This is a genomic window from Escherichia sp. GZ89 (assembly GCF_019366485.1).
Classification (GTDB): domain Bacteria; phylum Pseudomonadota; class Gammaproteobacteria; order Enterobacterales; family Enterobacteriaceae; genus Escherichia; species Escherichia fergusonii.
The window spans coordinates 96,664-118,250 of sequence record NZ_JAEOHX010000003.1 but is presented as its reverse complement, the minus strand read 5'-3'; the positions used below and the strand labels follow the sequence as shown (position 1 = coordinate 118,250).

Here is a 21,587-nt window from a genome sequence, read left to right as displayed (position 1 = left end):
TTTGGAGGCATGATGCTTACTTATTCTTGTGGACATATAAAAGAAATTATTTTATTGTTTGTTCTATCGATCTGTAGTTGCTATAACATCGTATATGCTGAAGATATGGGACGGGATCGCGCTTTTTGTTATCCTGGTGCGCCAGGTAATAATACTACTCCTGCGATGTTTTCTTATAATTTTGGCACTATCACTATCTCAGATGTTAATAATAACTCACCCGGAAAAGTACTACCCTCACAGAACTGGAGAATAGGAACTTACAAGGCTTACTGTAATTCATTGGATGATTATGAAGTTTATTTTTCTGGTGTGTCTGGGATTGATCCGTCGGGGGCGTCAGGTGATTATCAGGGGAGCGATATATTTATTCCTGTAACTCATGAAATATCTGTCTCGACACATGTAAAACTCTATAATAAAAATGGCTCACTGACAGATAAGACAGTACCTTTTGACAATTATAGCACTAATTATCCATTGGATAGAAGTAAACCATCGAGTTGGGGGTCAGGTACTGAAGGTTATATAAAAATTAGACTTGATAAAAAAATAATATCCGATATATCAATAAATAATGTATTGCTGGTTTCTTTGTATGTCAGTCAGCTCCCAACAGAGCATGGACCAATTCCAGTATTTAATGCTTATATTGGCAACTTAAATATTGAGGTTCCACAAGGCTGCACAATTAATGAGGGTACAAGTTTTACCGTTAATATGCCAGATGTTTGGGCCAGTGAATTAAGTCGGGCGGGGGCTGGAGTGAAGCCAACGGGTGTTTCTCCGGTAGCAACGACTATTCCGATAAATTGTACGAATAAAGATATTGATGCCGTAATGACGCTAGTTTTTGATGGCAATATTTCATCAACGAGAGACATTAATGGTCGGCAAAGTATTATTCAGGCGGAGGATAACCCAGACGTTGGAATTATGATTATGGATAGCCAACAGGAATCCGTAGACTTGAATGCACTGGCTGCCCATGTTGGTGTGCCATTTAAATTAGTTGAAAACCGGGCAGAGTCAGCTCAGACGGCAGACGTGACTTTTCTGTCTCTCCCCGTCAGCACCACTGGGCGACTACCTGCTGCGGGCCATTATAACGCTCTGGCTGTTTTGAGGGTGGAATACCAGTGATATGTGATAGTCGGTACAAAATAAAACCATTAGATATATGGTAATCAGGTTACCAGCCTGGGTTAACTGCTAAAACTTTACTGTTACAGGTGTATTGTGCAATGTAGCAGCAAGTGTTTTTTTGTGAAGTTAAATGAGATGGAATATGAAAAACAATAAATGGATTTTTACTTCGTTTGTACTGGCTTTTATCGCTATTCCCATCATGACCCATTTGGTAGCATTAGTCGTACTAATGCTTCTTGGTCTGACGGAATTTATCTGTGATTCACTAAATTATCCGTTAGGTACATTAGGGCAAAACTTACAGCTCTATGGAGGGCTTTCCCTGGGTGCCCTGGCAATGTTTATTGAAGGTGCCGTATGGGGGAAACGGTGTACCAGGCCGGAACTTAACTCCTCTTTACGTTATTGCCTGATGTTGCTACCAGCTTTACTGGTGCTGATTGCATGGATAATGATTGTACAAAATGCTCAATTCAGTTTCCGTGGTGAAGGTTATGCAAATCTCCTTTTCTGGGCTTTACCCTGGTGGGGGTTAAATATTGGATTTATTATTTCAGGATGGTATTGGGGGATGTTGATTATCCCTGTGGGTTCGCAAGTTATTTTTACACTCGGATATTATATATCGCAGCGAAAGAATATATTCCCTGGCGATGCTCAGTATGGTCGTAATATCATCACTCTTGTGATTTTTATTCTTGCCCTAATTGCCACATGGCAAGCGAAATTACGTGCTGATAAATATGCATATGAAACCAAAGAGCGAAGTGTCACAGAAACTTTCAACATATATGCAGATTATCACCCTAATAGCGTCAATAAGAAACTCACACCGTTACGTGGAAATGTGCCATTTCAATATAAAGTAGAACGCCCACGACTTGATGGTGCCACAGCACTTTATCCACTTTATGCTTCTGCATTTTATGCATTAAATGAATTTTCCGAAACTAACACAAGGGAAAATATTAATCATTGCTGTTTGAAAGTTTCACGCACACCTGAGGCTTATAACAGACTTATTGAAAATAAAGCCGATCTCATTTTTGTTGCAATGCCCTCAAAAAAACAACAACAAAATGCAGAAGCAGCAAGCGTCAAATTAAATTATACCCCTTTTGCTAAAGAGGCATTTGTCTTTATCGTTAATGCAGATAACCCTGTGAATTCACTTACTGAAAATCAGGTCCGTGATATTTTTAGTGGAAAAATAACTCGCTGGAAGGATGTAGGTGGTAACAATGAAGATATACAAATTTGGCAGCGCCCGGAAGACTCAGGTAGTCAAACAGTGATGTTAGGAAAAGTAATGAAAAACACTCCCATGCTGCCTGCAAAAGAAACAGAAATGGCTACAGGAATGGGCGGAGTGATCCGAAGAGTCGCTGATTATCAAAATACATCAAGTGCTATTGGATATACGTTTCGTTATTATGCCACGGTAATGAATGCTGATAAAAACATAAAACTACTGGCAATAAATGGTGTTTCGCCAACCATAGATAATATTCGCAATGATACGTATCCCTATACAATTAATGGCTATATGGTGACACGCGAAAACCCTACGGCTGAAACTCAGCAATTTGTCGACTGGTTTTTAAGTCCGCAAGGTCAACAACTGGTGCAGGATGTGGGGTATGTGCCTTTGTACTCAATTATGAACACTGTTAAAAAGAATTTTGAAAAATGAAAACATTAATATGCAAGATTAGTTCATTTCGATTTTTTTCTTTATTTTTTCAAGGGATAATATAAGGAATCAGCACGCTATGGCGAAGGCAAAAAAGAAAAAATTACCCAAAGATTTTGATGAAATTCTCCAGGCTGGGGATTTTGAAGCATTTAAAGCGGTCTTTGAGAGTTGCGACGTTAACGCGTATGGCGGCTACGGTAAAGAACCCGCACTGGCAAAATGCTGGCAATGCCCGGAGAGTTGGGCTCAATGGCTGGTAGAACAGGGGGCAGATCTTACTGCAACAGATGAATACGGTGCAACGCCGCTGCATAATTGGGCGCACTGTTGGACGCAGAATGTCGACGTTTTGCTTAAGTTAGGCGCTGATGTAAACGCCGTTTCCCGTCATCGAGGAACGGCCTTGCATAGCGCGGCGAAATCACATAAACCGGAAAACGTCAGGAAACTTATTCAGTGGGGGGCACAGATCGATGTCTTGAATGCTGAACGGCATACACCGCTGGAGGCAGCGCTATGTGTCTGTCGGACTATTAATATTGAAGAAATGGTGCAACTGGCAGAAATTTTGCTGGCCGCTGGGGCGGAAAGAACGCCACGTATGCGTGAGTTTGTTACCCGCATTGGTGAGAAATTTGAATTTTTACGTGCAGATTACAATCCGGAAAGTGTAGATAAAGTCAGCACCGCGCTGGATCGACTGTACCAGATTTTTGATGTTGAACCTGTACCGCATCGATATGTTCATGACGGTGTTTCACCCATTGTAATTAATGCAGAAGAAGAGAATATTTTTGCCGCATTATGGCAGCAACTCGTGCCGGGTATTGGCGCAGCCAATTCATTGCAGGGAGAAGTTATTCGTATTGCTGGAAAAATAATTTATGAACTTGACGGTAATGGCGGTATTAACTGGGATGCCGATTATAAAAAAATGGCAGATGCCTTTCTGGAATATGTCAGCCAGGGAAATGCGCTCCCGGAACAGTTGTTGGAAGAAACTCGCTTGCTTATTGCACTACTTAAGAAAAAGAAAGGGGAGCCGCACCGTTTGGTTGAGTTAAGCGTTATTTGGGTAACCGCGAATTTACAGCCCATCAGGTTGGATAATGTAAAATATAAGCGCTAACAAAATTGCGGATTGAAGGGATTGATAACAATGACGACTTTATCCGCTTTAAACGCATTTCATGAGGAAAACTATGATGTGGTTTGCCCAAAATGCGCAGCAAAAGCGACGGGAAAAACCATAGTAAATGGGACTAAAGGCACCTATCGCTGGCCGTTAATAAGGTTTGCCATCTCGCAAATTACCTGTATGCACTGTGGTTTTAATCGCCAGCTGACGCCAATGCAATCACGTCAACCGGATGCCTGGACGTTCTGGTATGTCTGCGGATTTAAAGATCAGCGGATATGGGCGATAAATTATCACCATCTTCAGTTTATGATTGCCGTGCTTGCAGGAGAGATTACCGAATCCAATATGTCGTTATATCAACTGGCATTCTATGAAGCATGGCCCGACACACTGAAATTAAAAAAGAACAGGCAAGAGTTGCTTCGGTTATTCAGGCAACTGGCAACCCGATAGCCCGGTGCACTTCACAACCGGGCATCATCCTTACGACGCCAGCGACAACTTCTGCTGCGTATACTCCACCAGCCACTGACTCACACGAGATTGTTGATCCGCATTCAGCCACATGCCTTGTTTTGTGCGACGCCACAGGGCATCGTCGGCGCGGCGGACCCATTCGTGGTCGACCAGATATTTCAGCTCTGCTTCGTAAAACTCATGCCCGAAATCCTCCCCGAGATCGCCTATCGCCCCCGCATTGCCGAGCAGCAGCTCGCTGTTGCTGCCGTAAGTGCGCGCGTAGTGACGTGCCAGCGATTCGGTCAGGAACGGATAACGGCGGCGCAAGCGAGCGGCATAATCGTCGCGGTCGCCCTCGATGGCACCACCCGGCAGCACGCTCTCTTTCGTCCACGCCGGGCCAATACCCTGATAATACGGCGTCAGTTTTTCCAGCGCGTGCTCTGCCAGTTTGCGGTAGGTGGTCAGCTTACCGCCGAATACCGATAACAGCGGAGCTTTGCCGTTTTCATCATGGATATCAAGGGTGTAATCACGGGTAATGGCCTGCGGCGAATCAGATTCATCATCACACAGTGGACGCACGCCGGAGTAGGTCCAGACGATATCGTCACGGCTTAACTGCTTTTTAAAGTGCGTGTTATACACTTCCAGCAGGTAATTGATTTCACTCTCTTCAATCTTCACCGCTTTCGGATCGCCTTTATACTCTACATCGGTAGTGCCGATGATGGAAAACTCGTCCATCCACGGGATCACGAACACAATACGCTTATCTTCGTTTTGCAGAATGTAGGCTTGCTTCTGGGTATGCACGCGTGGCACCACAATATGACTGCCTTTGATCAGGCGAATGCCATAAGGCGAAGGCAGATGCATCCCCTCGTCGAAGAACTGTTTCACCCACGGGCCGGTGGCGTTCACCAGGCCGCGCGCCTGCCAGGTGTATTTTTTGCCGGTATCGATATCTTCTGCTTCCACAATCCACAGGCCGTTTTCGCGGCGAGCAGAAGTGGCACGAGTACGGGTAAGCACTTCACCGCCTTTACGCACCACCATCTGGGCGTTGGCGAGTACCAGACGGGCGTCGTCTACCCAACAGTCGGAATATTCGAATCCGCGCTTAATTTCCGGTTTTAACACTGAATTTGCGCCAAAACGCAAACCGGTAGATCCCGGCAGGCTGGTACGCTTACCCAGATGATCGTACATAAATAGACCAATACGGATCATCCACGCCGGACGCAGATGCGGGCGATGCGGCAGGCGAAAACGCATCGGGAAAGCGATATGGGGAGCCATTTTCAGCAACACTTCACGTTCAGCCAGCGCCTCGCTGACCAGGCGGAATTCATAGTGCTCAAGGTAGCGCAGGCCACCATGAATGAGTTTTGAACTGGCGGAAGAGGTCGCACAAGCGAGATCCTGCGCCTCCAGCATCAGCACGGATAAACCGCGTCCAGCGGCGTCTGCCGCGATACCAGCACCATTGATGCCGCCACCTATCACAATCAGATCTTTGGTTTCCATGCTGCCCTCATTCACTTTCGTTAAAGCTCATAAATGTTCGTTATCGAACATATTAGCAAAGAATCGCGCTTTGGGTAACATTGAAAAAACATTTTAGAGTGATATGTATAACATTATGGCGTTTATCTGCCGCTTCGACGTAAACTGTGCGGTAAATTTGCCCACTTGTTTGTAAAGAAAGAGAGACGCATGGATCAGTTCGAATGTATTAACGTTGCCGACGCGCACCAGAAGTTGCAGGAAAAAGAGGCGGTGCTGGTCGATATTCGCGATCCACAGAGTTTCGCAATGGGGCATGCGGTGCAGGCTTTCCATTTAACCAACGACACATTGGGCGCGTTTATGCGTGATAACGACTTCGATACGCCAGTTATGGTGATGTGTTACCACGGTAATAGCAGCAAAGGCGCGGCGCAGTATCTGCTACAACAGGGCTACGATGTGGTCTACAGCATTGATGGCGGATTTGAAGCCTGGCAGCGTCAGTTTCCAGCAGAGGTGGCGTACGGCGCGTAACGCTTTATACTGTCCCCTTTTGTGTGGAATAAGCGACAGCAACGATGTTGATGATTACCTCTTTTGCTAACCCCCGCGTGGCGCAGGCGTTTGTTGATTACATGGCGACGCAGGGTGTTATCCTCACGATTCAACAACATAACCAAAGCGATGTCTGGCTGGCGGATGAATCCCAGGCCGAACGCGTGCGGGCGGAGCTGGCGCGTTTTCTCGAAAACCCGGCAGATCCGCGTTATCTGGCGGCCAGCTGGCAGGCGGGCCATACCGGCAGCGGCCTGCATTATCGCCGTTATCCCTTCTTTGCTGCCTTGCGTGAACGCGCAGGTCCGGTGACCTGGGTGATGATGATCGCCTGCGTGGTGGTGTTTATCGCCATGCAAATTCTCGGTGATCAGGAAGTGATGTTATGGCTGGCCTGGCCATTCGATCCGACACTGAAATTTGAGTTCTGGCGTTACTTCACTCATGCATTAATGCACTTCTCGCTGATGCATATCCTTTTTAACCTGCTCTGGTGGTGGTATCTCGGCGGCGCGGTGGAAAAACGTCTCGGTAGCGGTAAGCTAATTGTTATTACGCTGATTAGCGCCCTGTTAAGCGGCTATGTGCAGCAAAAATTCAGCGGGCCATGGTTTGGCGGGCTTTCTGGCGTGGTGTATGCACTGATGGGGTACGTCTGGCTACGCGGCGAACGCGATCCGCAAAGTGGCATTTACCTGCAACGTGGGTTAATCATCTTTGCACTGATCTGGATTGTCGCCGGATGGTTTGATTTGTTTGGGATGTCGATGGCGAACGGAGCACACATCGCCGGGTTAGCCGTGGGTTTAGCGATGGCTTTTGTTGATTCGCTTAATGCGCGAAAACGAAAATAATTCCAGGGACTTATAAATGAAACAAACACAACGTCACAACGGTATTATTGAACTGGTTAAACAGCAGGGTTATGTCAGCACCGAAGAACTGGTGGAACACTTCTCCGTCAGTCCGCAGACTATTCGTCGTGACCTCAACGAGCTGGCGGAGCAAAACCTGATCCTGCGTCACCATGGCGGCGCGGCGCTGCCTTCCAGTTCGGTTAACACGCCGTGGCACGATCGTAAAGCCACCCAGACCGAAGAAAAAGAGCGTATTGCCCGCAAAGTGGCGGAGCAAATTCCTAACGGCTCGACGCTGTTTATCGATATCGGCACCACGCCGGAAGCGGTGGCGCACGCGCTGCTCAATCACAGCAATTTGCGCATTGTGACTAACAATCTCAACGTTGCTAACACGCTGATGGTAAAAGAAGATTTTCGCATCATTCTCGCCGGTGGCGAATTACGCAGCCGCGATGGCGGGATCATTGGCGAAGCGACGCTCGATTTTATCTCCCAGTTCCGCCTTGATTTCGGGATTCTGGGGATCAGCGGCATCGATAGCGACGGCTCGCTGCTGGAGTTCGATTACCACGAAGTTCGCACCAAACGCGCCATTATTGAGAACTCGCGCCACGTTATGCTGGTTGTCGATCACTCAAAATTTGGCCGTAACGCGATGGTCAATATGGGTAGCATCAGCATGGTCGATGCCGTCTACACCGACGCCCCGCCGCCAGTAAGCGTGATGCAGGTGCTGACGGACCACCATATTCAACTGGAGCTGTGCTGATCCTGCACGGCTTCCCACGTCAGACCAAAACGCGCCAGGTATTTGCGTAGCCGATCCGCGTCGTTGACGCTGGCTTTGCCCTGGCGCGAAACATCAAAGAGTTCACGCCCGGCAGCGGAAAGCGACTTTGCCTGACGGCAAACGACGATAACGTTTTCCAGTTGCATGCGGTCAAAGAGGTCGATATTTTCCGCTTCAGCGCCCAGTAGCTGTGTAAGCACGGAAGGGCGGCTATCCTGCCAGTTGTAGCGTAGACGGTTTATCTCATCTTCTACGGTTTCAAGGGTGATACGCCCACTATCGGCAAACGTCGCCATGCGTGTGACGCTGGCAGAAAGCTCGCGAAAGTTACCGCGCCATGTTGCCTGGGGAGATGTTGCAAAGGCCAGCCAGGCGCGTCTCGCTTCGGTGTTAAAACGCACGCTGTCGCCGGTAAGTGAGGCGTGGCGCTCCACTTCATAATCCAGGTTCGGTTCAATATCTTCCTGGCGCTGGCGTAGCCCCGGCAGGGTGAAGGTCCAGAGATTGATCCGCGCGTACAGGTCTTCGCGAAATTTGCCTTCGGCAACCAGCTGGCGCAAATCGCGCACCGTTCCGGCGATCAGCTGAAAATCACTGCTCACCTGGCGATCGCTACCAAACGGGTAAAAGGTTTTCTCTTCAATGGCTTTTAGCAACATTGCCTGTTCGTCTGCGCCCAGTTCGCCAATCTCATCAAGAAACAACATGCCGCCGTTGGCGCTGCGTAATAACCCTTCACGAGATTCCCGCGCCCCGGTGAACGCGCCTTTCACATGACCAAACAGCGTCGACATGGCAGTATCGCCGCGCAGAGTGGCGCAGTTCACTTCCACAAACGTGCCGCTAAACTGATGCCGCGCCTGTTTTAACTCGAAGATGCGTCGTGCCAGAAACGACTTTCCCGCACCGGTTGGGCCGTTGAGCAGGATCGGCGCACGGGATCTAATCGCCACTTTTTCGATCTGCTCAATCATGCGGTTGAAATGGGAGTTACGCGTGGCAATGCCGGATTTGAGGAAATCGAGGGTTTGCTGGCGTTCCTCGGCAAAGCGGCTGGCAATAGCGTTATAACGGCTTAAATCGAGATCGATAATCGTCACCGCACCAGGGCTATTGGGCTGTTCTTTTTTACGCGGTGGCGAAGATTGTATTAACCTGGCGGGCAGGTAACGTGCTTCCGCCAGCAGAAACCAGCAAATCTGCGCGACGTGGGTACCGGTGGTGATGTGAATTAAATAGTCTTCTTTATCAGGTTCGAACGCGTAACCACGGGCGAAATCATGCAGGCAGGCGTAAACCTCCTCGAAATCCCACGGGTTATGCAGTTCAATCTCAACGCTCACCACTTCTGTTTCTGGCGAAACATTGGCGATATCGCGTTTAAGCGTTTCAAACAGCGAGCGCGAGCGGGCGTCGTGCAACAATTCCAGTCGATTGATGACTAACGATTCTTGCTGGCATAGACAGAGTGACGGACGCCATTTCGACCATCGCTGACTGCCGCGCCCGGCATAATCCAGTACGGTGCCGACAAAGCCAAAAGCCACTGTTTTACGCATCTTAGATATCCTTATAAAAGACGATATTTCATTATCGGCGAATTGGCTTTGCGGGAAATCTCCGTTTACGGACGTAAAGATTTTATCTATTTAAAAACAATGAATTAAAAAATTAATCTGCTTATTTAATTTTCTGGCACGACGGTTGCAATTATCTGGACAGTAAACAACGAAAAGAGAAAAACAAAATGAATTACGAATTACTGACCACTGAAAATGTCCCGGTAAAAATGTGGACCAAAGGCGTACCGGTAGAAGACGATGCGCGTCAGCAACTTATTAATACGGCGAAGATGCCGTTTATTTTCAAACATATTGCAGTAATGCCTGATGTACATCTGGGTAAAGGTTCCACCATTGGTAGCGTGATCCCGACCAAAGGGGCGATTATTCCGGCGGCAGTGGGCGTGGATATTGGCTGTGGAATGAACGCGCTGCGTACCGCGTTAACGGCGGCTGACCTGCCTGAAAACCTGGCGGAGCTGCGTCAGGCGATTGAAACTGCCGTGCCGCATGGGCGTACCACAGGCCGTTGTAAACGTGATAAAGGCGCATGGGAAAACCCGCCTGTTAACGTCGATGCGAAATGGGCTGAGCTTGAAGCCGGTTATCAGTGGTTAACGCAAAAATATCCGCGTTTCCTTAATACCAATAACTATAAACACCTGGGAACGCTGGGAACGGGTAACCACTTTATTGAAATTTTCCTTGATGAGTCGGATCAGGTGTGGATTATGCTGCACTCCGGTTCACGCGGAATTGGTAATGCCATCGGGACTTACTTTATCGATCTGGCGCAAAAAGAGTTGCAGGAAACGCTTGAAACGTTGCCATCGCGTGACCTGGCGTACTTTCTGGAAGGTACGGAATATTTTGACGATTACCTGAAAGCGGTGGCCTGGGCGCAGCTTTTTGCCAGCCTTAACCGCGATGCGATGATGGAAAACGTGGTAACGGCGTTGCAGAGCGTTACGCAGAAAACGGTAAGACAGCCACAAACGCTGGCGATGGAAGAGATCAACTGTCACCACAACTATGTGCAAAAAGAACAGCACTTTGGCGAAGAGATCTATGTGACGCGTAAAGGCGCGGTGTCTGCGCGTGCTGGTCAATATGGAATTATTCCCGGTTCGATGGGGGCGAAAAGCTTTATTGTCCGTGGGCTGGGAAATGAAGAGTCGTTCTGTTCGTGCAGCCACGGTGCCGGGCGGGTAATGAGCCGTACTAAAGCGAAAAAACTGTTCAGCGTGGAAGATCAAATTCGTGCCACCGCGCATGTGGAATGCCGTAAAGATGCCGAAGTGATCGACGAAATCCCGATGGCGTATAAAGATATCGACGCGGTGATGGCGGCACAAAGCGATCTGGTGGAAGTTATCTACACCCTGCGTCAGGTGGTGTGTGTAAAAGGATAAATGATGAAAAGGATGATTGCGCTGGATGGCGCACAGGGCGAAGGCGGCGGGCAGATCCTGCGCTCGGCGCTGAGTCTGTCGATGATAACCGGCCAGCCATTTACCATCACCGGCATTCGCGCCGGGCGGGCGAAACCGGGGCTGTTGCGCCAGCATCTGACGGCTGTAAAGGCAGCGACGGAAATTTGCGGAGCAACGGTGGAGGGCGCGGAGCTGGGGTCGCAGCGTCTGGTCTTCCGGCCCGGTACCGTGCGCGGTGGCGACTACCGCTTTGCTATTGGTAGCGCCGGAAGTTGCACGCTGGTACTACAAACGGTACTGCCCGCGCTGTGGTTTGCCGATGGTCCTTCTCGTGTTGAAGTGAGCGGAGGTACCGATAACCCGTCGGCCCCGCCTGCAGATTTTATCCGCCGGGTGCTGGAGCCGCTGCTGGCAAAAATAGGAATTCATCAGCAAACCACGCTGTTACGTCACGGTTTTTATCCTGCCGGAGGCGGCGTGGTGGCGACGGAAGTCTCGCCCGTGGCATCGTTTAACACCTTGCAACTTGGCGAGCGCGGGAACATTGTGCAGATGCGTGGAGAGGTGCTACTGGCTGGTGTGCCACGCCATGTCGCTGAGCGTGAAATCGCTACGCTGGCGGGTAGTTTTTCCCTGCATGAGCAGAATATTCATAACCTGCCGCGCGACCAGGGGCCGGGTAATACCGTCTCGCTTGAAGTCGAAAGTGAAAATATCACTGAACGCTTTTTTGTCGTCGGTGAAAAGCGCGTCAGTGCCGAGGTGGTGGCTGCGCAGTTAGTGCAAGAAGTTAAACGCTACCTTGCAAGCCCGGCGGCGGTGGGGGAATATCTCGCCGACCAGCTGGTACTGCCAATGGCGCTGGCGGGGGCGGGAGAATTTACGGTCGCCTATCCCTCATGTCATCTACTGACCAATATCGCGGTGGTGGAGCGTTTTTTGCCTGTGCGGTTTAGTCTGACTGAAGCAGACGGCGTAACGCGGGTGAGCATTGAATGATGCAGAGATGTAAGCCGGATCTGGCGCGTTATCCGGCTAAACTTACACTCCGTACCCCATCATCTTCAGCAATTGCTGGGCGTGTTGTACCGCATCCTGGCGATGGGCCACGCCGAGTTTCTGATACAGATTGCGGATATGCGTCTTGATGGTGGTCGCTGCCACCTCCAGTTCGCCTGCGATTTGCTCGTTGCTGTAACCGGAGTAAATCAGCCCCAGGACCTGCCATTCACGTTGCGTCAGCGGGCTGGTGCGGATCAGTTCTGGCACTTCTGGATGATTTAGCAGACGTTCAACGAAATTCTCATCGAAATGGGCGAATTTATGCCGATGATGTTGATTGATTTCTCGCAGAATACGCTGGGCGCGGTGCTGTTCCAGTTCCGGCAGCGTATTAAGCTGAATCAGCTGGCGCAGTTGTTGTGCCATCGCTTCGCCTTCGATGACAAAATGGCTGATAAATCCGGTGCGGTTTGCCAGTTGTAGTGCTTCCATAAGTACACGCTGGGCATCATTTTTGCGACCAGCCTGCCAATACAACTGGTTGAGTAACAATAAATTACGGTTGAGATCGCTCATCAGACGTAGCTGACGTGCATTTTCATTCAACTCTTCCAGCACAATTTCCGCGGGTTCAAACTCCCCTAACAGAATTTGCGCTCTGGCAATATTGCGCCACTGACCTTGCAGGAAGTGGTTATTGGCAAACTCCGGTTTTGGCGTTTGGCTCAGCCAGTTTGCAGCGGCTTTTTTATCGCCCGTCATCTGCCAGTAAATCACGCGGACCTTATCAGCATTGGAGATCCAGTCGCTATGATATTGTCCATTGCCAAGCAGGTTTTCCAGACGATTCAATAAGGTACGTGCATTGTCGAGATCACCTCGCGCCAGCGAACATTGCACCAACAGTGCCAGACATTGCAATTGTTGTTGTGGCTGAAAAGATGAAAGCACTTCTATACCGCTGCGCGCAGATGCTTCAGCTTCGTCCAGCCGCGACCATGCCCAAAGCAGTTGCGCACGAATACGTACCAGAAACTCATGCATCGGTAGCTGCTCAAGATGTTGTTCTTTGATCAACTGAAAGGCTTTATCCTGAGTTTCCCATGCTGCCTGTAAAAAGCCCTGAGCAAAATAGATCTCGCTCTGCTGAATCAGACTCCAGAGAGCGTAATGCCAGACGTCATGGTGTCGCGCCATCTGTTCAGTTTGCTGCATCAGTGCCAGCGAACGGGAGAGATCACCTTTACAATGCAGCACTTCGCCATGAACAGAAGTGGCAACAATTCGACTGTAGAACCAGGCGATAGGCAGCTCATCCAGTGCCAGCCTGGCCAGGCGTTCTGCTTCTTCGGGATTGCCCGCGTTAATCGCTACCTGAGCACGCAGGGCATTGAACTCTGCATGCAGTGTGCCGGTCATCTCGCCTTTGATCTCTTGCTCGGCACGAGCCAACAGCGTATTGACTTCACTGTAGCGATGCTGACTTTGCATCAGCCAGGCTTGCAGCAGCACCAGGCGGGGATTTTCCAGTAGACTTTCCCATGGAAGTGCTTTCAGGGATTCTTCCAGAAGCGCCAGTTCGCTGTGATTAAATAATCCCCAGGCATGATTCAATAAAATATCGCGTAGCATGCTGGCATCGCCCGCCGCTAATGCATGGTGAATAGCTTCGCTGGGAAAACCTTGCGCCATCCAGCTTTCAGCAGCAGCGAGGTGGATTTCAGGGAGTTCTGCCGCCAGCTCCCACTGACAGCGTTGGCGCAGAAAGTTACCGAACAGCGGGTGATAACTGAACCATTCGCCAGAGTCGTCCATTCGTTGCAGGAATAATCCCTGACGTTCGATCTCTTCAAGGCGCATTTGACCATTTTCTTCCCCGGTTACGCGGGTAATGAGAGCGTCATTCATTGAACGAAGAATGGCGCTTTTCAACAGAAAATGACGAGTGGCGAGATCGACATTGTTTAACACCTCATCCACCAGATAATCCGAAAGATGGCTGGCATTAATACCTGAGAGGCGCCTTGCTGACTGATGCGCCGAATGGCTATTTTGTCGGGCAGAAAGGGCGATAAGTTGCAGTGCCGTGGCCCAGCCAGAGACGTCGTCACACATACGGCTGCTTTCCGCAGCTTCGATAGGTGATGTCAGACGACGGTCGAAAAACTGCTTGGCTTCCTGGTGATTAAAAGCCAGTTGTTGGCTACCAATTTCCAGCAACTGATCGCGGACACGAAGATTGGCGATACCTAATTGCGGTAAATTACGCGACATCACTACCAGGGTCAGATTCTCGGGTTGATGGCGTAAAAAGAAGCGCATGGATTCGTGAATCACCGGATTCGTGATCAGATGATAATCGTCAATAACCAGGTAGAGCGGCTGATGCCACTCTGCCAGTTCGATAAACAATTGGGCAAAGAGTGAGGAGAGACTGGCGTATTGCCGCTTTTGCGCCATCACTTCACTGGCAGTGCAGTGCCCGTTGGTGGCCTGTTGGATTGCGGCAATCAGGTAGCTGGCAAACCGCTCTTGTTGGTTGTCGCCTTCATCGAGAGAGAACCAACCGAGTTCGCTTTTACCCGCCGCCCACTGTGAAACGAGCGTCGTTTTCCCATAGCCAGCCGGGCTGGTAATGAGTGCCAGTCTGAAATTGTTCGCGCCGGAAAGTTTAGCCAGCAGGCGCTCACGAACCACGGTATGGTCGAGTCGAACCGGACGACTGAGTTTAGACGGAATCAACATAGTTAAACACTTCACTGTGGGAATTTTAGAGAATTTTTATTTTTTTTGCGCTTCGTAATAATAGATATAAGGTCGGTCAGAAAGTGACTCATTGCAAGCTAAGCGACTTTTTTATGTGTCTGAATTTGCGCTCTGTCACATTTCCCAATGACTGTTACAAGAAATCGTAAAATTTCACTGAAGGTGCGTGAAATCTGGATTCTTGGGTAATTTGCCTTAAAAATTCCAGGCTCTATTAAGCTATCACTGGAACTGCTATTAAGGCTTATCTTAATAATTCTTCGCGTAGTAAATATTGACATACTCTGCGCAATTGATTTTCCCATCAGGTAACTATTTCACTGTTTACATATTTTGCATGAACTACTGAGTACGATTTGATATTGTCTCTTTTTTCTCTCCCCCAATTGTGAGCAATAAGCAAGGATGCCATGTGGCGAAGTGGGGCATTTATGGGTGATTGCGCTACCTTTAAGTGGCATTGATCACACTTTTATGCTCATCCCCGCAACTCCTCCCCGCCTAATCCCTGGCAGGAGGAGGAAGGTTAACAACGAGCCAGGCAAACTAGCGATAACGTTGTTTTATTAGCTAAGGACCCGGAATTCCTATGTCACAGCCAACCTTTAACAAAGATCAATTTCAGGCAGCCCTGACTCGTCAGTGGCAACGTTTCGGTTTGCAATCCGCCGAAGAAATGACCTCCCGTCAATGGTGGCAGGCAGTGAGCGGTGCCCTCGCGGAACTACTCAGTGCCCAGCCGGTGGCTAAACCCACTCAAAATCAGCGCCATGTGAACTACATCTCAATGGAGTTTCTGATTGGTCGTTTGACCGGGAACAACTTACTGAATCTCGGTTGGTATGACGGAGTCAGTGACGTACTGAAAGCCTATGACATTCACCTGACCGATTTGCTGGAAGAAGAGACTGACCCGGCGTTAGGTAACGGCGGTCTGGGCCGTCTGGCGGCATGTTTCCTCGACTCAATGGCGACTGTCGGACAATCCGCAACAGGCTATGGCCTGAACTATCAATATGGTTTGTTCCGTCAGTCATTTGTTGACGGCCAACAAATGGAAGCGCCAGATGACTGGCATCGTGGTAGTTATCCGTGGTTCCGCCATAACGAAGCATTAGATGTACAGGTCAGTATCGGTGGTAAAGTCACTAAAGATGGACGTTGGGAGCCAGGGTTTAAAATTATCGGCCAGGCGTGGGATTTGCCTGTGCTGGGCTACCGTAACGGCGTGGCGCAGCCGCTGCGTTTATGGCAAGCAACACATGCGCATCCGTTTAACCTCACCAAATTCAATGACGGCGATTTCCTGCGTGCTGAACAACAGGGCATCGACGCTGAGAAACTAACCAAAGTTCTCTATCCAAACGACAACCACACTGCGGGTAAAAAACTGCGTCTGATGCAACAATACTTCCAGTGTGCCTGTTCGGTGGCGGATATTCTGCGCCGTCATCATCTGGCTGGCCGTAAACTTCACGAGCTGGCAGATTACGAAGTTATTCAACTGAACGATACCCATCCGACTATTGCCATTCCAGAGCTGCTGCGCGTGCTGATTGATGAGCATCAGATGAGCTGGGATGAAGCCTGGGCGATCACCAGCAATACCTTTGCTTATACCAACCATACCCTGATGCCAGAAGCACTGGAGTGCTGGGATGAGAAACTGGTAAAAGCCCTGCTGCCACGCCATATGCAGATCATCAACGAAATCAACAACCGCTTTAAGAAGCTGGTGGAAAAAACCTGGCCGGGCGATAAAGCGGTATGGGCGAAGCTGGCGGTGGTACATGACAAACAAGTTCGCATGGCCAATATGTGCGTAGTAAGTGGTTTTGCGGTGAACGGTGTGGCAGCGCTGCACTCGGATCTGGTGGTGAAAGATTTGTTCCCGGAATATCACCAGTTATGGCCGAACAAATTTCATAACGTCACCAACGGTATTACGCCACGTCGCTGGATCAAGCAATGCAACCCGGCACTGGCGGCTCTGTTGGATAAATCACTGAAAAAAGAGTGGGCTAACGATCTCGATCAGCTGATCAATCTGGAAAAATTCGCTGATGACGCGAAATTCCGTCAGCAATATCGCGAGATCAAGCAGGCGAATAAAGTCCGTCTGGCGGAGTTTGTGAAAGTTCGTACCGGTATTGAAATCAATCCTCAGGCGATTTTCGATATTCAGATCAAACGCTTGCATGAGTACAAACGTCAGCACCTGAATCTGCTGCATATTCTGGCGTTGTACAAAGAGATTCGTGAAAACCCGCAGGCTGACCGCGTACCGCGCGTCTTCCTCTTCGGCGCGAAAGCGGCACCGGGCTACTACCTGGCGAAGAATATTATCTTTGCGATCAACAAAGTGGCAGATGTGATCAACAACGATCCGCAGGTGGGCGACAAGCTGAAGGTGGTGTTCCTGCCGGATTATTGTGTTTCGGCGGCGGAAATGCTGATCCCGGCGGCGGATATCTCCGAACAGATCTCCACCGCAGGAAAAGAGGCTTCTGGCACTGGCAATATGAAACTGGCGCTTAACGGCGCGCTCACTGTTGGTACGCTGGATGGCGCAAACGTCGAAATCGCTGAGAAAGTCGGTGAAGAGAATATCTTTATCTTTGGTCATACCGTGGAGCAGGTTAAAGCGCTGAAAGCTAAGGGCTATGATCCGGTGAAATGGCGGAAGAAAGATAAGGTGCTGGACGCAGTATTGAAAGAGCTGGAAAGCGGTAAATATAGCAATGGCGATAAACACGCGTTTGACCAGATGCTGCACAGTATCGGCAAACAGGGCGGCGATCCGTATCTGGTGATGGCGGATTTTGCGGCTTATGTCGAAGCGCAAAAACAAGTGGATGTGCTGTATCGCGATCAGGAGGCCTGGACTCGTGCGGCGATCCTCAATACCGCCCGCTGCGGTATGTTTAGCTCGGATCGCTCTATTCGCGATTATCAGGCTCGTATCTGGCAGGCAAAACGCTAAGGAAGCTCGATGGAAAGCAAACGTCTGGATAATGCCGCGCTGGCGGCGGGGATCAGCCCCAATTACATCAATGCCCACGGTAAACCGCAGTCGATTAGCGCCGAAACCAAACGGCGTTTGCTTGACGCGATGCATCAACGTACCGCCACGAAAGTGGCGGTAACGCCAGTCCCGAATGTCATGGTCTATACCAGCGGCAAAAAAATGCCGATGGCGGTGGAGGGCAGCGGCGAATATAGCTGGCTGCTGACCACCGAAGAAGGCACGCAGTTCAAAGGCCATGTAACGGGGGGCAAAGCGTTCAATTTACCGACGAAGTTGCCGGAAGGTTATCACACGTTGACACTCACCCAGGACGACCAGCGCGCGCATTGCCGGGTGATTGTCGCCCCGAAACGCTGTTACGAACCGCAGGCGTTGCTGAATAAACAAAAGCTGTGGGGCGCCTGCGTCCAGCTTTATACGCTGCGATCGGAAAAAAACTGGGGTATTGGGGATTTTGGCGATCTCAAAGCGATGCTGGTGGATGTGGCAAAACGTGGTGGGTCGTTCATCGGTCTGAACCCGATTCATGCGCTCTATCCGGCAAATCCGGAAAGTGCCAGCCCGTATAGCCCGTCTTCTCGTCGCTGGCTAAATGTGGTTTATATCGACGTTAACGCCGTCGAAGATTTCCATCTTAGCGAAGAGGCTCAGGCCTGGTGGCAGTTACCGACCACGCAACAGACGCTGCAACAGGCGCGGGATGCCGACTGGGTCGATTACTCCACCGTCACTGCGCTGAAAATGACAGCGCTGCGGATGGCGTGGAAAGGTTTTGCGCAACGTGATGATGAGCAGATGGCCGCGTTTCGCCAGTTTGTTGCAGAGCAGGGCGACAGCCTGTTCTGGCAGGCGGCGTTTGACGCGTTACATGCCCAGCAAGTGAAAGAAGACGAAATGCGCTGGGGCTGGCCAGCATGGCCGCAGGCGTATCAGAACGTGGATTCACCAGAAGTGCACCAGTTCTGCGAAGAACATCGTGATGACGTCGATTTTTATCTCTGGTTGCAGTGGCTGGCTTACAGCCAGTTTGCCGCCTGCTGGGAGATAAGCCAGGGCCATGAAATGCCGATTGGCTTGTATCGTGACCTGGCGGTTGGCGTAGCGGAAGGTGGGTCGGAAACCTGGTGCGACCGTGAACTGTATTGCCTGAAAGCGTCGGTTGGCGCACCGCCGGATATCCTCGGCCCGCTGGGGCAGAACTGGGGATTGCCGCCGATGGATCCGCATATCATCACCGCGCGTGCCTATGAACCGTTTATCGAGCTGTTGCGTGCCAATATGCAAAACTGCGGCGCGTTGCGAATTGACCATGTGATGTCGATGCTGCGTTTGTGGTGGATACCGTATGGCGAGACGGCAGATCAGGGCGCGTATGTTCACTATCCGGTAGATGATCTGCTCTCGATTCTGGCACTCGAAAGTAAGCGCCATCGCTGCATGGTGATTGGTGAAGATCTCGGCACTGTACCGGTAGAGATTGTCGGTAAACTGCGCAGCAGCGGTGTGTACTCCTACAAAGTGCTCTATTTCGAAAGCGACCACGAGAAGACATTCCGCGCGCCAAAAGCGTATCCGGAACAGTCGATGGCGGTTGCGGCAACACACGACCTGCCTACGCTTCGTGGCTACTGGGAGAGCGGGGATTTAACGCTCGGCAAAACGCTGGGGCTGTACCCGGATGAAGACGTGCTGCAAGGTTTGTATGAAGATCGCGAACTGGCGAAGCAAGGGCTGCTGGATGCGCTGCATAAATATGGCTGTCTGCCAAAACGTGCCGGGCATAAGGCATCGTTGATGTCGATGACGCCGACGCTGAATCGTGGTTTGCAACGTTATATCGCTGACAGCAACAGCGCCCTGTTAGGGCTACAGCCAGAAGACTGGCTGGATATGGCGGACCCGGTGAATATCCCCGGCACCAGTTACCAGTATAAAAACTGGCGACGTAAGCTTTCTGCAACGCTTGAGTCGATGTTTGCCGATTATGAGGTGAACAAGTTGATTAAGGATCTGGACAAGCGGCGCAGGGCGATAGGGAAGAAGAAATAGAGTGCGGTTGATGCCGGATGCGATGCATCCGGCAGTCAGTGTTATCAAATCACCATATTCAGCAGCAGACAGCCTACCAGACCGCACACCGAGATAATGGTTTCCAGCATCGACCAGGACTTGATGGTCTCGCCGATAGTCAGGTTAAAGTACTCTTTGAACAGCCAGAAGCCCGGATCGTTCACGTGAGAGAAAATCACACTACCGGAACCAACCGCAATAACCATCAGTTCCGGGCTAACACCCGTCGTTGCAATTAGTGGTGCCGCGATACCCCCCGCAGTGATTGCCGCAACAGTTGCAGAACCCAGCGCGATACGCAGTACGGCAGCAATCGACCAGGCCATCAGCAGCGGAGAAATATTGGTTTCGTGCATCATGGAAGCAATGTATTTGTCCACGCCGCTGTCTACCAGCACCTGCTTGAACGCACCGCCACCACCGATGATCAACAGCATCATCGCGATGATTTTGATGGAAGAAACCAGCGTGTCGTTAATCTGATCCATTGAACGACCACGGTTCAGACCAAAGGTGAACATCGCAATCAGCACGGCAATCAGCGTTGCCATTACCGGGTCACCGAGGAACTCCGCCACCGGCAGGAAAGCGTGACCTTTAGGCAGGATCATTTCAGCAATCGCACGCATCGCCATCAGCACAACCGGCACCAGAGAGGTCCAGACGCTGACGCCAAAGCTTGGCATCTCTTCTTCGCTAAAGGTTTTCGCGCTGTACAGACCTTCCGGAATTGGCTTATCGATACCTTTCAGCACGCGAGCATAAACCGGACCAGCAAGAATAACAGTCGGGATTGCCAGAATGGTGCCGTACAGCAGGGTCTTACCCATATCGGCATTGAAAATGGTGGCAATCGCAGTCGGACCCGGATGCGGTGGCAGGAAGCCGTGGGTCACAGAGAGTGCAGCCGCCATTGGTACACCAACATACAGCAGTGGAATATTCGCGGAAGCCGCGATGGTAAACACCAGCGGCAGCATTAGCACGAAGCCCACTTCATAGAACAGGGCAAAACCGACAGTAAAACCGGTTAACACTACCGCCCATTGGATGTGTTTTTTACCAAATTTGGCAATCAGCGTGGTGGCGATACGTTGTGCACCACCGCAGTCTGCCAGCATTTTGCCCAGCATCGCGCCAAAACCCATGATCAGGGCAAGGCTGCCGAGCGTACCACCGACACCAGCTTTGATGGAGCCAATAACTTTATCCAGTGGCATTCCCTGCATTAATCCAACAGCAAGCGCCACCAGGACGAGAGCGATGAAGCCGTTCATTTTGAAGCGGATCATCAGGAGTAATAACAAGATTACACCGATAGCAACAATGACTAATGGCATGATTTACCTGGCCTTTAATTTGTTATGGGTAACGTCAGGATTCTGACGATAAATTATGACTGCCCCAACTGGGAACAGAGATATAACGGCACCACGGCTGATGACTACTAAACCTAATTAGTGTAGTCAGATGTTATGAGTGTGTTTGGTGCCCATACGAATGATACGGGTAACATTGTGCGCTTGAGAATCACCAGAGCGGGGTAAATTTAAATTATGCGACC

At 50.2% G+C, this 21,587-nt stretch carries 15 protein-coding genes; 11 read left to right on the top strand and 4 right to left on the bottom strand.

What is annotated here, in order from left to right:
* The first annotated feature begins 12 nt into the window (after positions 1 to 12).
* The 4 genes from K0335_RS07005 to K0335_RS06990 all read left to right on the top strand — a co-directional run bounded on the left by K0335_RS07005 (position 13) and on the right by K0335_RS06990 (position 4,439).
* Positions 13 to 1,143: a fimbrial protein gene (locus K0335_RS07005; RefSeq protein WP_024256753.1), complete on the top strand. Its 1,131-nt coding sequence runs from the start codon at positions 13 to 15 to the stop codon at positions 1,141 to 1,143.
* A 145-nt stretch (positions 1,144 to 1,288) separates the two neighbouring features.
* A complete protein-coding gene (locus K0335_RS07000) occupies positions 1,289 to 2,842 on the top strand; it encodes a PstS family phosphate ABC transporter substrate-binding protein (protein ID WP_223685625.1) in 1,554 nt (517 codons plus the stop codon).
* A 79-nt stretch (positions 2,843 to 2,921) separates the two neighbouring features.
* Positions 2,922 to 3,974 (top strand): ankyrin repeat domain-containing protein, encoded by a 1,053-nt coding sequence (locus tag K0335_RS06995; RefSeq protein WP_104920157.1) that lies wholly within the window; start codon positions 2,922 to 2,924, stop codon positions 3,972 to 3,974.
* Between the two features lie 30 nt (positions 3,975 to 4,004).
* A complete protein-coding gene (locus tag K0335_RS06990) occupies positions 4,005 to 4,439 on the top strand; it encodes a hypothetical protein (RefSeq protein WP_104920156.1) in 435 nt (144 codons plus the stop codon).
* A 30-nt stretch (positions 4,440 to 4,469) separates the two neighbouring features.
* On the opposite strand, the gene glpD is transcribed toward K0335_RS06990, so the two are convergent.
* On the bottom strand, positions 4,470 to 5,975 hold the full coding sequence (gene glpD, locus K0335_RS06985) for a glycerol-3-phosphate dehydrogenase (RefSeq protein WP_104920155.1): 1,506 nt from the start codon (positions 5,973 to 5,975) through the stop codon (positions 4,470 to 4,472).
* 189 nt (positions 5,976 to 6,164) lie between these two features.
* Here glpD and glpE point away from each other — a divergent pair, with 189 nt between their 5' ends.
* Genes glpE through K0335_RS06970 form a run of 3 tightly spaced genes read left to right on the top strand, consistent with a single transcriptional unit; the run spans position 6,165 to position 8,141 of the window.
* On the top strand, positions 6,165 to 6,491 hold the full coding sequence (glpE, locus tag K0335_RS06980; protein WP_000371928.1) for a thiosulfate sulfurtransferase GlpE: 327 nt from the start codon (positions 6,165 to 6,167) through the stop codon (positions 6,489 to 6,491).
* Between the two features lie 44 nt (positions 6,492 to 6,535).
* Positions 6,536 to 7,366, top strand: coding sequence for a rhomboid family intramembrane serine protease GlpG (glpG, locus tag K0335_RS06975; RefSeq protein ID WP_000928723.1), 831 nt, complete (start codon positions 6,536 to 6,538; stop codon positions 7,364 to 7,366).
* Positions 7,367 to 7,382: 16 nt separating this feature from the next.
* Positions 7,383 to 8,141 carry a DeoR/GlpR family transcriptional regulator gene (locus K0335_RS06970; protein WP_000815099.1) on the top strand — a complete coding sequence of 253 codons (759 nt, stop codon included), beginning with the start codon at positions 7,383 to 7,385 and terminating at the stop codon, positions 8,139 to 8,141.
* Here K0335_RS06970 and rtcR read toward each other — a convergent pair.
* Positions 8,123 to 9,721 (bottom strand): DNA-binding transcriptional regulator RtcR, encoded by a 1,599-nt coding sequence (gene rtcR / locus K0335_RS06965; protein WP_104920154.1) that lies wholly within the window; start codon positions 9,719 to 9,721, stop codon positions 8,123 to 8,125. The two genes, K0335_RS06970 and rtcR, sit on opposite strands and share 19 nt — an antisense overlap.
* A gap of 188 nt (positions 9,722 to 9,909) precedes the next feature.
* Between rtcR and rtcB the strand changes: the two genes are divergently transcribed.
* Together rtcB and rtcA are read left to right on the top strand one after the other, a co-directional pair.
* On the top strand, positions 9,910 to 11,136 hold the full coding sequence (gene rtcB / locus K0335_RS06960; protein ID WP_104920153.1) for an RNA-splicing ligase RtcB: 1,227 nt from the start codon (positions 9,910 to 9,912) through the stop codon (positions 11,134 to 11,136).
* Between the two features lie 3 nt (positions 11,137 to 11,139).
* On the top strand, positions 11,140 to 12,156 hold the full coding sequence (gene rtcA, locus K0335_RS06955; protein WP_104920152.1) for an RNA 3'-terminal phosphate cyclase: 1,017 nt from the start codon (positions 11,140 to 11,142) through the stop codon (positions 12,154 to 12,156).
* A gap of 42 nt (positions 12,157 to 12,198) precedes the next feature.
* Here the strand turns inward: rtcA and malT are convergent, their stop codons facing one another.
* Positions 12,199 to 14,904 (bottom strand): HTH-type transcriptional regulator MalT, encoded by a 2,706-nt coding sequence (gene malT / locus K0335_RS06950; protein ID WP_000907019.1) that lies wholly within the window; start codon positions 14,902 to 14,904, stop codon positions 12,199 to 12,201.
* Positions 14,905 to 15,514: 610 nt separating this feature from the next.
* On the opposite strand from malT, the gene malP reads away from it, so the two are divergent.
* Both malP and malQ read left to right on the top strand, forming a co-directional pair.
* Positions 15,515 to 17,908, top strand: coding sequence for a maltodextrin phosphorylase (malP, locus tag K0335_RS06945; RefSeq protein WP_000082271.1), 2,394 nt, complete (start codon positions 15,515 to 15,517; stop codon positions 17,906 to 17,908).
* Positions 17,909 to 17,917: 9 nt separating this feature from the next.
* A complete protein-coding gene (gene malQ / locus K0335_RS06940) occupies positions 17,918 to 20,002 on the top strand; it encodes a 4-alpha-glucanotransferase (protein ID WP_104920150.1) in 2,085 nt (694 codons plus the stop codon).
* A 44-nt stretch (positions 20,003 to 20,046) separates the two neighbouring features.
* Here the strand turns inward: malQ and gntT are convergent, their stop codons facing one another.
* Positions 20,047 to 21,363 carry a gluconate transporter gene (gene gntT / locus K0335_RS06935; protein ID WP_001131758.1) on the bottom strand — a complete coding sequence of 439 codons (1,317 nt, stop codon included), beginning with the start codon at positions 21,361 to 21,363 and terminating at the stop codon, positions 20,047 to 20,049.
* Positions 21,364 to 21,587 lie beyond the last annotated feature (224 nt).